Below are 13896 nucleotides of genomic sequence, written 5' to 3'. Positions count from 1 at the left end.
AGTGTAACATGGCACTGTATTGGTCTGTAAGGAACAGGCTGATACAGTGCTTTTTTCACAAAAGGCATAATTATTGGGGAGTGGATTAGATGCAACACTTTGCAACAGAAGCAGAGACGATTTTTTATAAAAAGCCGCAGCCTTTTACGAAATGGGCAACGCCAGATATTTTATCCTATGCATTAGGTGCTACTTTATATATGCCCGCTTCCATGCCTAATATTGTAGGCTTGATCCGATCAAAAAAATATAAAGAACTTACGTCACTTGTTATTGATTTAGAGGATGCAGTAGGGGATTCAGAATTAGGTGATTGTGAGGAAAAATTGATGGAGGACATTAGCGAGTTATACAAACTCTATCAACACAAACAATTGCAGCTCCAAGATATCCCCTTACTTTTTATTCGTGTGCGGCATGTGGAACAATTTAGTTATTTAACTGCTAGATTAAAAGAGAAGCAGGAGATTTTAACTGGTTATGTCTTTCCGAAATTCACAGCGACGCAGGGAGCACGTTATTTTGAGCTTCTTGAGAAAACAATTCAAGAAAATAATCTTACCTTATACGGAATGCCGATTTTAGAAAGTCGGGAGGTTCTATATAAAGAATCTCGTATGGAGGCCTTATTAGCCATTAAATCAGTTTTACTGCAGCACAAATCAAGGGTGTTGAATATACGAATTGGTGCTACTGATTTTTGTGGAATTTATGGAATTCGCCGCCGTATGGACTCGACCATATATGATATTAGCGTAATAAGGGATTGTATAGCTGATATAGTGAATATTTTAGGACGTGAGGAAGACGGCTTTGTGATATCTGGGCCCGTGTGGGAGTATTTTAGTAATCAGCGTGTGTTAAAACCGGCATTACGCATGACACCATTTAGTGAAAAAGGTGCGCTTGAAACGAGGAAAGCATTATTAGACGATTGCTTAGATGGACTAATGAAGGAAGTTTTAATGGATAAACAAAATGGAATTGTCGGTAAAACGGTCATTCATCCAAGTCATATCCGTGTTGTGCATGCACTTTACGCTATTTCATATGAAGAGTATTTAGATGCACTTAGTATTGTTGAACATAATGATGGTAGTAAAGGTGTGATGAAAAGTCATTATGCTAATAAAATGAATGAAATCAAACCACATATGCGATGGGCACAACGCATTTTAAAACAGGCACATGTCTATGGCGTTTATCATGAATCTATGGATTTCGCCTCACTATTATTAAATTCTGAACTAGGTGGTCATATGTATGCAACAACAAATGAGTAAACTTACTATTTTACCAAACTATTCAATCGACATTGACATTACCCATAACCCACACAATTTTGCGCTAACAGATTTATTTCAAATGGCAGCTCGTATAAATAAGAAGAGACAATTTTTATTTGTAAGTACTGTGCTAGGCAAGCATTTGGCTGTTCGCCCACAAATTCCTATACTAACGGGAGCTCTATTAGCTATGATGTACGACCAGCAAGGCGGTAGTCAAAAAGTCAATACAATATCGTCTATTGTTCAAGCTTTAAAAGATGGAATAAATGTAGAGGAACTACAAAATTCTGTGAAAGAAAGTGTAGTGTTAGCACAAGAGACATTGTTTATTGGGTTTGCGGAGACGGCCACTGCACTTGGACATGCCGTATTTAATGCATTTCAATCAAATGCTATGTATATTCATACTACTCGTGAAGTCATTCCTCATATTGAACCATTTGTCACATTCGAAGAAGAACATTCCCATGCGACAAGCCATAGAATTTATACAGAGGAACCTGATGTTTTACAGCAGGCTAAGCGTATCGTGTTAATAGATGATGAGATTACTACTGGGAATACGGTCATCAACATAATTGAAACATTAAAAAAGAAATTTCCTGATGTTAAAAAATACGCTGTCCTATCCATTTTAGATTGGCGATCGGACCAGCAGCGAAGTGTCTTTCAGCAATTAGAGGAGCAATGGGGAATTTCTATTGAATTCATCTCTATTATGTGTGGAACATTCAATTGTACAGGAGTACCTAGTTTAACAAGTATACAGCCGAGCACTACGACTATTGCTGCAAGAGACATCAACCTATTGCCCATCAAAGACTCCACTGATCATCTTTTCTATCATTCAATTGCAGAGAATGGCAAAATGAACAGTCAGCCGTATTTAAAAGCAACAGGGAGATTTATGCTAACATCTAAACAGCATTTTGAACAAAATCACATGTTACAGGCTATCGCCAAGCAATTAAAGGAGCTACGAACGGACGGACCAGCTCTTGTGATTGGGACTGGGGAGTTTATGTATGTGCCTATGCAAATTGCCTCTTTTTTAGGGAATGACGTTTATTTTCAATCAACAACTCGCAGTCCGATCTATTGTGCAGACGATTTAGATTATACGATTACAGAGAAAATAGTATTTGAGAGTCCCGAGAATAATGGGGTCGAAAATTATTTATATAATGTTCAAAGCCAACCGTATACGGAACTTTTTCTACTAGTGGAACGTATAGCAAATAAAGAGGTAGTAGCTCGGATGGTGGCGGCTCTGCAGTCAGTTAGTGAAGCAAAGGTATATGTTATTTGTATGCATGAGTTGGAGGGAGCACGATGAAATCGACTTTACAGCCAGATAGAATGGGTAGCTATGCACAAGAGGACGTTATTTTTTTATTGCGTGATATTGGAAATGTTTTTCTAGAGATGGGTAATGAAAAACGTGAGCAGCTTATTCAAGCAGGTACGCATTATTCTGAAATGCTACCAATGGAATATCACCCATCAAAAACTTATATGAAGCTATTTTATAAAACCTTGGATGCTTCCGCGAATAAAATAGCCATAGCTGTTGGGGTAGTAGCAGAACGAATCATCAAAAGTAGAGGGTTAGACAATTTAATACTTGTGAGTTTAGCTAGAGCAGGTACACCAATCGGTATTTTAATCAAACGGTACATTTCGATGAACTATAAGGTGGATGTGCCACATTATTCGATTTCAATTTTGCGTGGTCGTGGATTTGATGAGGCGGCGATACGTTATATTTTGTCACAACATCCACAAGGCTGTCTTCAATTTATTGATGGTTGGACGGGGAAAGGTGCTATAACGAAAGAATTGATCCACTCTTGCCAAAAATTTAATGGACACTATCAAGTGCAGTTAAATGCTGATTTAGCTGTATTAGCAGATCCGGGGCATTGTGCGACGATTTATGGAACTCGCGAAGATTTTTTAATTCCATCGGCCTGTTTAAATTCAACTGTCTCTGGCTTGGTGAGTAGAACCGTTTTAAATTTGCAGTTTATGGATGAGCACGACTTCCATGGAGCAAAATACTACAAAGAATTAGAAGATATAGATGTCTCGAACTTGTACATAGATCGTATAGTCGCATGCTTCAAACAAGTACAGAGTGAGATTATCAGTCAACTTCAGGACGAAGCCACTTCTCTTATTACTTGGGCAGGTATGAAATCGGTCCAAAAAATTCAATTGGATTTTGATATGGATAACATTAACCTTATTAAACCAGGTGTTGGAGAAACAACAAGAGTTTTATTGCGACGAATACCTTGGAAAATCTTAATTAATCCACAGTATATGGATGAGCTAGAGCACATTTTATTATTAGCCCATGAAAAAAATGTAATAATAGAAGAATATTCGCATATGTCCTACGCATGTTGCGGCTTAATAAAAGAATTGTAGAGGAGCTCAAAATGATATTATTCACATCAGATTTAGATAGAACACTGATTTATTCTAAACGTATGATGGAAATGTTTCCGCCTATTTCAGATAAAGTGGTCGTTGAACAGAAGGCTAATGAAACGATGAGTATGATGACAAAAGAAACGGCTAGTTTATTGCAACAAGTGCATCAGCAAACACTATTTGTCCCTGTTACAACTAGAGCGTTGCATCAATATAAAAGAATTCATTTTATAAATGACTTGAACCCTGCTTTTGCAATTACGAGTAATGGGGGTACAATATTAGAGAAGGGTCAGCCCTACGACAAATGGTCGAAAACATTAGGTAGACGTATTGAAGATTCTTCAATTCCGCAAGAGGATATGTCACAACTATTTCAAACCATCAAATCGGATACATGGCTACAACGTTCCTTCTATATAGACGACCTTTTTTATGTCCATCATGTAAATCTGGATGTTTTGCAACAGGATGATTTACACGCCATTGTTCAAGAATTCGATGCCCATGGTTGGTGCGTTCTGCTGCAAGGAAAAAAATTATATTTCATGCCAAAGGTTTTGACCAAGGAAGCTGCAATAGAATATATGATGGAGTTTTGTACATACGATGTGCATATAGCAGCAGGTGATTCTATGATGGATTATGGAATGCTCATGTTGGCTGATGTTGCTTTTACACCAAACCACGGTGATTTAAAGGATAAACAGCCAAAAAGACTACATAATACAACATACTCGCCGTATGAGGGAGAAGCATTTACCAAACATTTGCTTCAAACTGTTTTACAGCATGCAATACAACCAGATTTTTCTCTATCATAGGATAGAATGATTGGATGGTAAACGAATTCTTTCATAAAGTACGCATTTGTTTACAACCAAGTTATTATGCCTGCAATCTGATTAGTTTTTTTACATTTTACTTAGTAATGGTGGAGTCCATATTTAACTAGGTTCTATTTTGAGGATGTTACGTATACCTTTTCAAACATAATATACCTGTTGAATTTAGCCTAAGGTTACAGAGGATGATTTTTTTTAGGAGGTGGCGTTTGTATGCAAACAATCACAATTAAATCAATAGTCGAGCGTAATCCAGATGATTGGCTACAGGCGTTTCAAGATTCACCCAAGAATCGTGCATTTTATGAGGAAACACCGCAACAAATAAGCTTTAGCCGTATTGCTCTACGTGTTTTAGGAGTACCAATTGAGGAAGATGAGTATTTTAATTCATTATTTACTTTATCTCAAAACCAAAATATCCATATTTTAAGTGAAGAATTAAATAAGCATATTGAACAGAAAGACTTTCAAGCTATACAACAAATTTTATCGCAGCATCAGCAAACACCTAAAGGGCTTACTATTAATCGTTTAGTTGCGATGATGTATGGGTATCAACTGATTCCCAAACATGATGACGGCACTATGAATCGACATTTACAGCTAACGACTATAAAGGTTATAGAATTATTTCAACATCAACAATCGCTAGGCTTACTTTCCAATGAATTTCGCCGTTTTTTAATTGATCTGGTGAAGTGGTTAAAAAACCATTGGATTCAATGGGCTAAAGCTCTGAAGCCTACTGATGATTTTCCTAAAGTTGTTTGGTATGGAGAAGCCACTGTTAGTCAGCGATATTTTCTTTTACTGCTAATGGAACTTGGCTGTGACGTATTAATATTTCATCCAGCAAAAGTCGATGAGTTTGCTGAGGTAGATCCTACTGATACGTTTTCGGTCAGCTATTCCTATACGAGCCAAACAACATTACAGCCATTTCCTGATAAGCCTCGTGATCGTCAGGCAACTGTAGGGTATCGTTCTAGTCAGCACTTTGAACAATTAATGCATGACCAGCAATCAGGAGTCTATAGACCTTGGCAATTTAAAGATTTTATGCCACGCTCATTAACTTTGCGTATGACATATGATGATATTTTTATTTATGCGAAGGAAAAAGCATTAGTACGACCGCAATTTGATATCAATGGAAATGAAGTAGTGATCCCTGTCATCTTTGCTAAAATCAGTGGAGTCTCAAGCCAGCGTGAGGAATATTGGCACTTAATGCACCAGTTATTAATAAACCCACAAACTATCTTCGTGCAGGAATTCCCTTTTACAAAAACGAGCAAGGCCAACTTTCATTTTCACTATAAACATTGCTTAGTAAATGGTGAACTTTCAGTAGAACGTATTATACAAAGCGATTGGTGGCAGTATGGTGAATTATCGTTGGAGCTACAGCAAGCCATTGCGCATACGATCAAAACATCTTGTGAGCAACCAATGTTAAAACAACAGCCAAATGAGACTTTATATGATTTACAGTTATTTTTATTTAAGCAGCTAACAATGATTCCTCAAGAGATCCTAAGATTATTGCAAAGCTTCGACTATTCACAAGAGATACCGAAGATTGTTTTGTATCAAGCGCCACAGCAACCTGCCTTATCGCGTGAAGATATTGCCTTACTAGCGTTTTTAAATCGGTTCGGTATGGATATCGTTTTTTATAATCCAACAGGTCAATTAGATTTAGAAAAGCACCTGCAAGAGGACACGTACGATGTACATCGTTTAGAGCATATGTTATTTGACTTGCCCTATGAAGAACCACAGCAACAAAAAACAGCACCGGATAAAATTATTAAAAAGCTCTTTAATCGCTTTTTCTGATGATAGGAAGGAGGCGGCGACCTTGTCAAACATCCCAATGATGCTTGAGCAGCTGACACAAGAAACAGCAGATGCCGTCAAACAACAATTACGAGAGCATGTAGAGGTCCAACAAATTGCTCATCAGATTGATATAAAAAATCAGCTAGAGCTAATGGCGTTGGGAAAAGAGCCTGCTACCAAATTAGCAAAATTTGCAGATCAGATTTTAGATATTGTGACCCAATCAGCTACTTTTGAATCCAATGTATTATTTAAACAGCTTGAGGCCTTAATGCTGACATTTGATAAAAAAGATTTTACTGAGCAAAAGGGTTTCTTCAAGAAGCTATTTACACGTAAATCCAAAAGTGAAGAGGATGTATATGCAAAATACAATGTGCTCGGTAGAGATATTGAGAAAATTCATTACCAATTTGTGCTTATGGAAGATGAATTAGCGAAGGATAATCGATTACTCGCTCGATTATACAAGGAAGATTTGATGTTTTACCTTGACTTAGAAAAATATATCGTAGCAACTGATATGAAATTACATGAGGTGCAAACCACATTAATTCCTATGTATGAAAAACAGGGTGAGGCAGGTAATCAGGTAGCCAAAATGGAGCTTAATCGATTACAGGCAATTGCAGAACTGCTTCAACAAAAAATAGATGAGTTAGAGAAATCACGAATGGTTGCCATTTTAACAGCTCCACAAATTGAGATGCTACGTCAGGGGAATAGTGAGTTGATGGAACAGATTAATGGCGCATTTGTTAAAACCATTCCTGTTTTTAAAATGGGGCTGATGAATGCTGTAAATGAAAGACGGCAGCAATTACAAAATCAATCAGCATCAGCCTTTGAAAATCGGATGAAGCAATTTGGAGAAGCTAGCAATGAAGCGGTTCACCTAAGCACGACTCTTGCTCAGCAAGTGGATACAACACAGACACTAGAAGAAATGTGGGATACCATTGTTACGGGTATTGCTAATTATCAGCATTTACGGAATGAGCAGACAGATAAACGTAAGCAAGCTGAGCAGCAGTTGCTTGCTTTACGTTCTTAATTTTACCTCTAAGTACATTTTACTTAGAGGTTTTTTCGTATAGTAAAAAGCGACAGATTCACTGTACATGAATCTGTCGCTTACGTGGTTGCTAGATAAACTCTTCTTCAAATTCTACATTAATTTCATGGCCGTGGTAGCTTTGGTATGAAACGATCAGTGTATCTAGATGCTCTAAATTTTCCTCGTAATCTAAAATCCTCGATAAAATATAGAGTAAGTGATAGCTAGAAAATTCTGTATCGCCTTCTTCGCGAGCAAAGTTCACTTGCTTGATGAAAATTTCCATTAGTTCATTGCGTTGAACATAGTCGATGCTTTTACTCCACTCGGAATGCTCAGGCTTTAATTTCCCTGTATATTTTAAGAGCAATTGTTCGTGATACGTTAATAGGGAATCAAGCCGTTCCTGAATCATTAAGTGAAATTGAGTAGGTAGCTTAGCTAATTCGTTTTCGTGATTATGCAATCGTTGTAGCAATTCTAAACTTTTTTTGGAAGTTAAAATCATTTGACGATAGACGACCAATTTACGTGCTTTTACATACTTTTTATTTTTGAAGTAATTACGCTCCTCTTTATATAAATCATATAGCGTATCCACTCGTAACATACGGCTTTTAAATTTACTTAATGCACCCTTTGTGGATGTATGCTCAGAAGCCTGACGTACCGCAAGTCGAGTCCAACGAATAATATCATCCTGCAAAATATAAATTTTGCGGAATAGTTTGATCTCATATTTCGGTGGTAAGAAAACAAGGTTAACGACAAATGCTGCTAACACGCCGACTAATATAGTAACAAAGCGTATTAAACCAAATGTTAAAAAGTCTTCTCCTTGGAACTCCATAATGGCTACAACTGACACCAGCGCTAACGAAAGAGATTTTTCTAGTTTAAATTTCAACATTAAACCAATTGCTATGATGACGGCGATGCCAATGGCAACCACATGATGGCCAAAAAGTAGGCCGAATAAGACGGCAATGGTTGCACCTATAATATTTGCTTGAACTTGCTCTACAATGGTTTGATAAGAGCGATAAATAGAAGGCTGTATCGCAAAAATGGCTGCAATTCCAGCAAAAACAGGTGAAGGTAGTTTTAATAGCTCTGCAATAAACAGGGCAAATACGATAGCGACACCAGTTTTAAATACGCGGGCACCTAATTTCATAAAGATGTCCTTTCTGTCTAATATTTTTTAGCTTCTTTACATTATAGAAGGAAGTGCTCATAAAATACATAGATTTGTATGCATGAATAAGAAAAAGGCGACTTATGGTAGAAAGTCGCCTTCGTATGTTCATTATTATAATTGTGAAAATGCGTAATTCACAGCTTTAATCGTTTCAAGAATATCTGCTTCCGTGTGTTCCGTAGTTAAGAACCATGCTTCATATTTAGAAGGAGCTAGGTTAACGCCTTGCTCAAGCATTAGTTTAAAGAAGCGACCAAAAATCTCACCATTAGAGTTTTCCGCTTGCTCATAATTTTCAACTTTCACATCTGTAAAGTAAATTGTCAGCGCCCCTTTAAGACGATTTAATGTGATAGTCACTCCGTGCTCTTTAGCTGCAGCTAAAATTCCTTCTTCTAAAATCCCACCTAACCGATCCATTTCATCGTAAATGCCTGGTGTTTGCAGGACTTCTAAGCATGCAATACCTGCTTGCATAGATGCTGGATTTCCGGCCATCGTTCCGGCTTGGTAAGCTGGGCCTAGTGGTGCGACTGTATCCATAATTTCTTTACGACCACCATATGCACCAATTGGTAAACCGCCGCCAATAACTTTACCAAGTGCTGTTAGATCAGGTGTTAGGCCAAGTAAGTTTTGAGCACCACCGTAGTGGAAGCGGAAAGCCGTGATAACTTCATCATAAATTGTTAAGGCTCCTTTTTCCTTGGCTGTAGCGTGTACTAATTCAAGGAAGCCAGGATTCGGTTCAACAATACCGAAGTTTCCTACGATTGGTTCTATTAAAATAGCTGCAATTTCCTCGCCCCATTTATTCATTGCTTCTGTAAAAGCTTCAGGGTTATTGAAAGGTACCGTAATCACTTCTTCAGCTGTAGAAGTCGTTACCCCTGCAGAGTCTGGTGTTCCTAATGTAGCAGGACCTGAACCAGCAGCTACTAATACTAAATCGAAGTGACCATGGTAGCATCCAGCAAATTTCATTATTTTTGTACGTCCTGTATAGGCACGTGCAACACGAATAGTTGTCATAACAGCTTCTGTACCAGAGTTGTTAAAGCGTACTTTATCCATAGACGGAATGGCCTCTTTTAGCATTTTTGCAAAAGTAACCTCGTATTCAGTCGGCGTTCCAAACAATGTGCCATTTTCAGCTGCATGTGTAATGGCCTTAGCAATGTGAGGGTGTCCATGACCTGTAACGATAGGACCATATGCTGCAAGATAATCAATATAACGATTACCATCTACATCCCAAAAATAAGCCCCTTTTCCTCGAACCATTGCCACAGGAGAACCACCGCCTACTGCTTTATATGAACGAGAAGGGCTATTTACACCACCAACGATATGTTGTAACGCCTCTGCGTGTACTGCTTCAGATTTTGCGTGATTCATAGTATTGCCTCCTAACTTTTTATACGTAATCTATTGTAGACCTATCAGTGTAAGAAATCCAAAGAAATTAAGGAATATGACTTGATTTGTTACTTGGAGTAAAATAGAACGTACAAGGGAGGAGATAGTTATGACTTTGCAAGAAGGACAGAAGGTGCCCGATTTTTCTCTTATAAATGAAAAGGGAGAGAGGGTACAGCTAACTGATTTTAAAGGACAGAATGTTATTTTATACTTTTACCCAAAAGATATGACACCAGGTTGCACAACCGAAGCATGTGATTTTCGAGATAAGTTTGAGGACTTTAGTCATTTAAACGCTGTTGTTCTGGGTGTTAGTCCAGATGATGCAACCAAACATACAAAATTTATTGATAAGCATGGATTGCCTTTTTCTTTATTAGTAGATGAAGATCATGCTGTAGCAGAGGCATACGGTGTATGGGTCTTAAAGAAAATGTATGGACGTGAATTTATGGGTATTGAGCGTTCAACATTTTTAATTGATTCGGAGGGTAAGTTAATGAAAGCTTGGCGTAAAGTACGTGTGAAAAATCATATTGAAGAAGTTTATGCCTATTTAGCAGAACAGGAGGCGACAACATGAGAATCTATTTTACTTTTGAACCAAGACCAGATTTACGTGAACCATTATTAGCAGAATTCCCACAAGTCGATTTTATATTTGAAAGCGGAATAACAAATAAAGAGCTTCAACAAGCGGATGTATTAGTTACATATGGTGAGGATTTAACAACAGAGAGCATCCAACAGGCGACGAAGTTAAAATGGATTTTTGTTGCATCAGCAGGTATTGAAAAAATGCCTGCCCAAGCTATTATGGAACGTGGTATTTTAGTTTCGAATGTACGAGGTATTCATAAAACACCTATGGCAGAATCAATGCTAGCCCATGTTTTAGCCATTAAACGCGCTTTACCTTGGATGTATGAGCAACAAAAGAAAAGTGAATGGTCAAAAAAAGCCAAACAAACTGAATTGCGAGATAGTACAGCGCTTATTTTAGGTCCAGGCGCTATTGGCTCGGAAGTGGGTCGCTTATTACAAGCTTTTGGTGTCAAAACTATTGGCTGCAATCGTTCTGGCAATGAAGCGTCGAACATGGATAAGATGATTAGCTTTGGGCAATTAAAAGAAACTTTGCCGAGTGCGGATATTGTCATTTCTGTGCTGCCAAAAACACAAGAAACAACGCATTTATTAAATGAAGAACATTTTATTGCTATGAAGAGCAGTGCGATTTTCATGAATTTTGGCAGAGGGAATTTGGTTGATGAAAAGGTACTCATTCAGGCAATTGAAGCGGGAGAAATTGGACATGCCGTTTTGGATGTATTCGAAGAAGAACCTCTGTCATCAAACAATCCACTATGGGCATTGCCAAATGTTATAGTATCACCACATGTCTCAAGCCATTCATCTCGTTATGTGGAACGAAGCTTAGAAATTTTTAAGCCAAGCTTAACAAAATGGCTAAAAGGTGAAAGAGATTTAGAAAATGTCATGGAGCTATCGAGAGGATATTAAGAAAAAACGATGAAATTAGAGGATTAGTATGTGTGATTGTTGACGAAGTAGCGCTAATTGGATACACTATTTATAACAATTATAAATTAATAATACTTATGGAAGAGGTGCATGACGATGTCTACAACGCATTTACAGGATGCACTGGACACGTTAAAAACAACTGGTGTACGTATTACTCCTCAGCGTCATGCTATTTTGGAATATCTAATTCAATCTATGGCACATCCTACTGCCGATGAAATTTATAAAGCACTTGAAGGGAAATTTCCTAATATGAGTGTAGCGACGGTCTATAATAACCTGCGAGTATTTCGTGAGGTAGGTCTTGTGAAAGAGCTTACTTATGGAGATGCTTCAAGTCGCTTTGATTTCGTGACAAATGATCATTACCATATGATTTGTGAATGCTGTGGCAAGATCGTCGATTTCCATTATCCTGGTCTCGATGAAATAGAGCATTTTGCATCACAGGTAACTGACTTTGATGTGCATTCGCATCGTTTAGAGATATACGGCACATGTCCATCATGTAAAGGTGTTACTGCTAAAGTACAATAAAAATCCTAGCTCTTTTACGGGCTAGGATTTTTTCGTTTTATGATTATAGGATTGGTCGAACTCTTTACCTTCAAGAGTAGGATCAAGCGTTAATGGCTCATTACAATACATACACATATCCACTCTACCTAAAACTTTTGTATGCTTATGGCAATTTGGACACTCAACTTGAATTGCCCGTGTTGATAATAAACCTATCCAGGCATAGACAACTGTACTACCAATAATACATAAAACACCTAATGTCATGAAAATTAAAACTAATATTGGGCTATTTTTAAAGAATATACCTCCGTACATTACAATAAAACCAATAAAGATTAGTGCTAAAGCGAATGAACGAATTTTATTAATTTTACTTTTATAAGGTTTCATTTATCTTGCCTCCCAATCTAAAATCTACTATAACATATAAGGGCAAAGTATTTTAGCTTTGAGGTAAATCAAAGAAGGAATACTTTTAGAGTATGTCGAATTTTTAACGGAACAAGAGAAGCTATATGAATAAAGGGGGGCTGAACATGGAGCAAGTATTGCGTCCTATATACCAAGAACGTGCGAGTCAGTCAAATACATTAGGCGTTATTTTAGTAGAAAAGCGTGAGGAGCAAAGTAACGTTACAGATACATTTGATACTGTTTTATTAATTATTGTAAAAGAAGCAGAGCAGCCAGTCTTTTCAAAACATTACTTATATGAAGGAAATAAAGTCGCTCTACATACGGTTACGGAAAAATTAATACGGAAATGGCTCCTAATCGGTTCTAATAAGAAAGTAGTCGATTGGATTTTCTTTGGCAGAGTACTATTTGATCGAAATGAATTTCTGCATAAATTAAAAATAGAATTGCAGGAATTTCCGTATAGTGGTCGTAAGATTAAAACGGGCATTCAATTTTCAAAGTTAATCCGTCGTTATTTGGAGGGGAAAGAATACTTTGATAAGGGCAGTTATTTGGATGCATATAATCATGTAGTCGATTCTTTACACCATTTGGGTCGTTTATCGATTATTGATAGTGGTTTATACCCTGAAGTAACTGTATGGGGACAAGTGAAAAAAATTGAACCAGCCATTTATAAGTTATACGAAGAGCTAGTGACAAGTAATGAGCCAATAGAAAAGCGTCTAGAACTTTTATTTTTAGCAAGTGAGTTTTTGATCCATTCTCGTACACGAGATGGAGCACAACATATATTAGAAGTGATGCAAACAAAGGAAACCTGGTCTATTCAAGAGCTACATGACCATCATGAACTCATGAATTACTCAGTAGATTTAGAAGTGTTTGTCGAATACTTAGTGGATAAGGGGTATATTCATATAGAGCCAGTTACTGCGAAAAACGAGATGATCTTTCACCGCCATTATAAGGTCAATAAAGATGCTCTAGAAATTGGTCAATGACTGTAGTATGCTTGTAATCGAGGTATCTAAAAAATACCTCGATATTTTTTTAGAAAAGTAGTTGACGAATAACATATTGGTATTGTATTATATTAATTGTCGCTAAGACATAACGAATAACTCGATGAAAAACATAAAAAAACTTTTTCGAAAAAAGTGATTGACATGTTTTGAACGAGATGTTAATATAAAGAAGTCGCTGAAAAACGACTTTAAAATGAACTTTGAAAACTGAACAAGCAAAACGTAATCAATAAAGTTTTTAGTAGCTAGCCTAGCTAGTGAACGAAACAAAATTTTG

Annotated in this window: 13 protein-coding genes; 10 read left to right on the top strand and 3 right to left on the bottom strand. The window is 37.2% G+C overall.

All coding sequences use genetic code 11. The features are described 5' to 3' along the window. Window positions 1–89: 89 nt before the first annotated feature. The 6 genes from KVT27_RS18870 to KVT27_RS18845 all read left to right on the top strand — a co-directional run bounded on the left by KVT27_RS18870 (window position 90) and on the right by KVT27_RS18845 (window position 7475). Window positions 90–1283, top strand: coding sequence for an HpcH/HpaI aldolase/citrate lyase family protein (locus tag KVT27_RS18870; RefSeq protein ID WP_150906879.1), 1194 nt, complete (start codon window positions 90–92; stop codon window positions 1281–1283). After that, complete coding sequence (locus KVT27_RS18865) at window positions 1264–2625, top strand: phosphoribosyltransferase family protein (protein WP_217581761.1); 1362 nt, start codon at window positions 1264–1266, stop codon at window positions 2623–2625. Before KVT27_RS18870 ends, KVT27_RS18865 begins: the two co-directional genes overlap by 20 nt. Next, window positions 2622–3722 (top strand): cysteine protease StiP family protein, encoded by a 1101-nt coding sequence (locus KVT27_RS18860; RefSeq protein WP_217581760.1) that lies wholly within the window; start codon window positions 2622–2624, stop codon window positions 3720–3722. Before KVT27_RS18865 ends, KVT27_RS18860 begins: the two co-directional genes overlap by 4 nt. An 11-nt stretch (window positions 3723–3733) precedes the next feature. Then, window positions 3734–4552 (top strand): HAD family hydrolase, encoded by an 819-nt coding sequence (locus tag KVT27_RS18855; RefSeq protein WP_217581759.1) that lies wholly within the window; start codon window positions 3734–3736, stop codon window positions 4550–4552. 234 nt (window positions 4553–4786) lie between these two features. Beyond that, window positions 4787–6418 (top strand): YceG family protein, encoded by a 1632-nt coding sequence (locus KVT27_RS18850; RefSeq protein WP_217581758.1) that lies wholly within the window; start codon window positions 4787–4789, stop codon window positions 6416–6418. A 22-nt stretch (window positions 6419–6440) separates the two neighbouring features. Beyond that, window positions 6441–7475 (top strand): toxic anion resistance protein, encoded by a 1035-nt coding sequence (locus tag KVT27_RS18845; protein ID WP_036120486.1) that lies wholly within the window; start codon window positions 6441–6443, stop codon window positions 7473–7475. Between the two features lie 91 nt (window positions 7476–7566). Here the strand turns inward: KVT27_RS18845 and KVT27_RS18840 are convergent, their stop codons facing one another. Next, on the bottom strand, window positions 7567–8655 hold the full coding sequence (locus tag KVT27_RS18840; RefSeq protein ID WP_036120483.1) for an FUSC family protein: 1089 nt from the start codon (window positions 8653–8655) through the stop codon (window positions 7567–7569). A 135-nt stretch (window positions 8656–8790) separates the two neighbouring features. Then, window positions 8791–10077, bottom strand: coding sequence for a glutamate-1-semialdehyde 2,1-aminomutase (locus KVT27_RS18835; RefSeq protein ID WP_036149675.1), 1287 nt, complete (start codon window positions 10075–10077; stop codon window positions 8791–8793). A gap of 130 nt (window positions 10078–10207) precedes the next feature. Here KVT27_RS18835 and bcp point away from each other — a divergent pair, with 130 nt between their 5' ends. From bcp to perR, 3 genes are all read left to right on the top strand, one after another. Next, the gene (gene bcp / locus KVT27_RS18830; RefSeq protein ID WP_036225685.1) at window positions 10208–10684 is read left to right on the top strand and encodes a thioredoxin-dependent thiol peroxidase; all 477 of its coding nucleotides are present in this window, start codon (window positions 10208–10210) and stop codon (window positions 10682–10684) included. Further along, the gene (locus KVT27_RS18825) at window positions 10681–11625 is read left to right on the top strand and encodes a D-2-hydroxyacid dehydrogenase (protein ID WP_036225687.1); all 945 of its coding nucleotides are present in this window, start codon (window positions 10681–10683) and stop codon (window positions 11623–11625) included. Before bcp ends, KVT27_RS18825 begins: the two co-directional genes overlap by 4 nt. Window positions 11626–11742: 117 nt before the next feature. Next, window positions 11743–12186: a peroxide-responsive transcriptional repressor PerR gene (perR, locus tag KVT27_RS18820; RefSeq protein WP_031416903.1), complete on the top strand. Its 444-nt coding sequence runs from the start codon at window positions 11743–11745 to the stop codon at window positions 12184–12186. Window positions 12187–12207: 21 nt separating this feature from the next. On the opposite strand, the gene KVT27_RS18815 is transcribed toward perR, so the two are convergent. Beyond that, window positions 12208–12561, bottom strand: coding sequence for a YgzB family protein (locus tag KVT27_RS18815; protein ID WP_008173457.1), 354 nt, complete (start codon window positions 12559–12561; stop codon window positions 12208–12210). A gap of 146 nt (window positions 12562–12707) precedes the next feature. Here KVT27_RS18815 and KVT27_RS18810 point away from each other — a divergent pair, with 146 nt between their 5' ends. Beyond that, window positions 12708–13595, top strand: coding sequence for a nucleotidyltransferase-like protein (locus KVT27_RS18810; RefSeq protein ID WP_025115858.1), 888 nt, complete (start codon window positions 12708–12710; stop codon window positions 13593–13595). Window positions 13596–13896: the final 301 nt, after the last annotated feature.

The sequence above is a fragment of the Lysinibacillus sp. GbtcB16 genome (genome assembly GCF_019091145.1).
Taxonomy (GTDB): domain Bacteria; phylum Bacillota; class Bacilli; order Bacillales_A; family Planococcaceae; genus Lysinibacillus; species Lysinibacillus fusiformis.
The sequence above is the reverse complement of the archived record's forward strand: the minus strand, read 5'-3'. Positions and strand labels throughout refer to the sequence as shown.

Coding starts and splice junctions, on each gene's coding strand:
- KVT27_RS18815 (WP_008173457.1), bottom strand. CDS start 12,561: ATGAAACCTTATAAAAGTAAAATTAATAAAATTCGTTCATTCGCTTTA.
- KVT27_RS18865 (WP_217581761.1), top strand. CDS start 1,264: ATGCAACAACAAATGAGTAAACTTACTATTTTACCAAACTATTCAATC.
- KVT27_RS18870 (WP_150906879.1), top strand. CDS start 90: ATGCAACACTTTGCAACAGAAGCAGAGACGATTTTTTATAAAAAGCCG.
- bcp (WP_036225685.1), top strand. CDS start 10,208: ATGACTTTGCAAGAAGGACAGAAGGTGCCCGATTTTTCTCTTATAAAT.
- KVT27_RS18825 (WP_036225687.1), top strand. CDS start 10,681: ATGAGAATCTATTTTACTTTTGAACCAAGACCAGATTTACGTGAACCA.
- perR (WP_031416903.1), top strand. CDS start 11,743: ATGTCTACAACGCATTTACAGGATGCACTGGACACGTTAAAAACAACT.
- KVT27_RS18850 (WP_217581758.1), top strand. CDS start 4,787: ATGCAAACAATCACAATTAAATCAATAGTCGAGCGTAATCCAGATGAT.
- KVT27_RS18855 (WP_217581759.1), top strand. CDS start 3,734: ATGATATTATTCACATCAGATTTAGATAGAACACTGATTTATTCTAAA.
- KVT27_RS18860 (WP_217581760.1), top strand. CDS start 2,622: ATGAAATCGACTTTACAGCCAGATAGAATGGGTAGCTATGCACAAGAG.
- KVT27_RS18840 (WP_036120483.1), bottom strand. CDS start 8,655: ATGAAATTAGGTGCCCGCGTATTTAAAACTGGTGTCGCTATCGTATTT.
- KVT27_RS18835 (WP_036149675.1), bottom strand. CDS start 10,077: ATGAATCACGCAAAATCTGAAGCAGTACACGCAGAGGCGTTACAACAT.
- KVT27_RS18810 (WP_025115858.1), top strand. CDS start 12,708: ATGGAGCAAGTATTGCGTCCTATATACCAAGAACGTGCGAGTCAGTCA.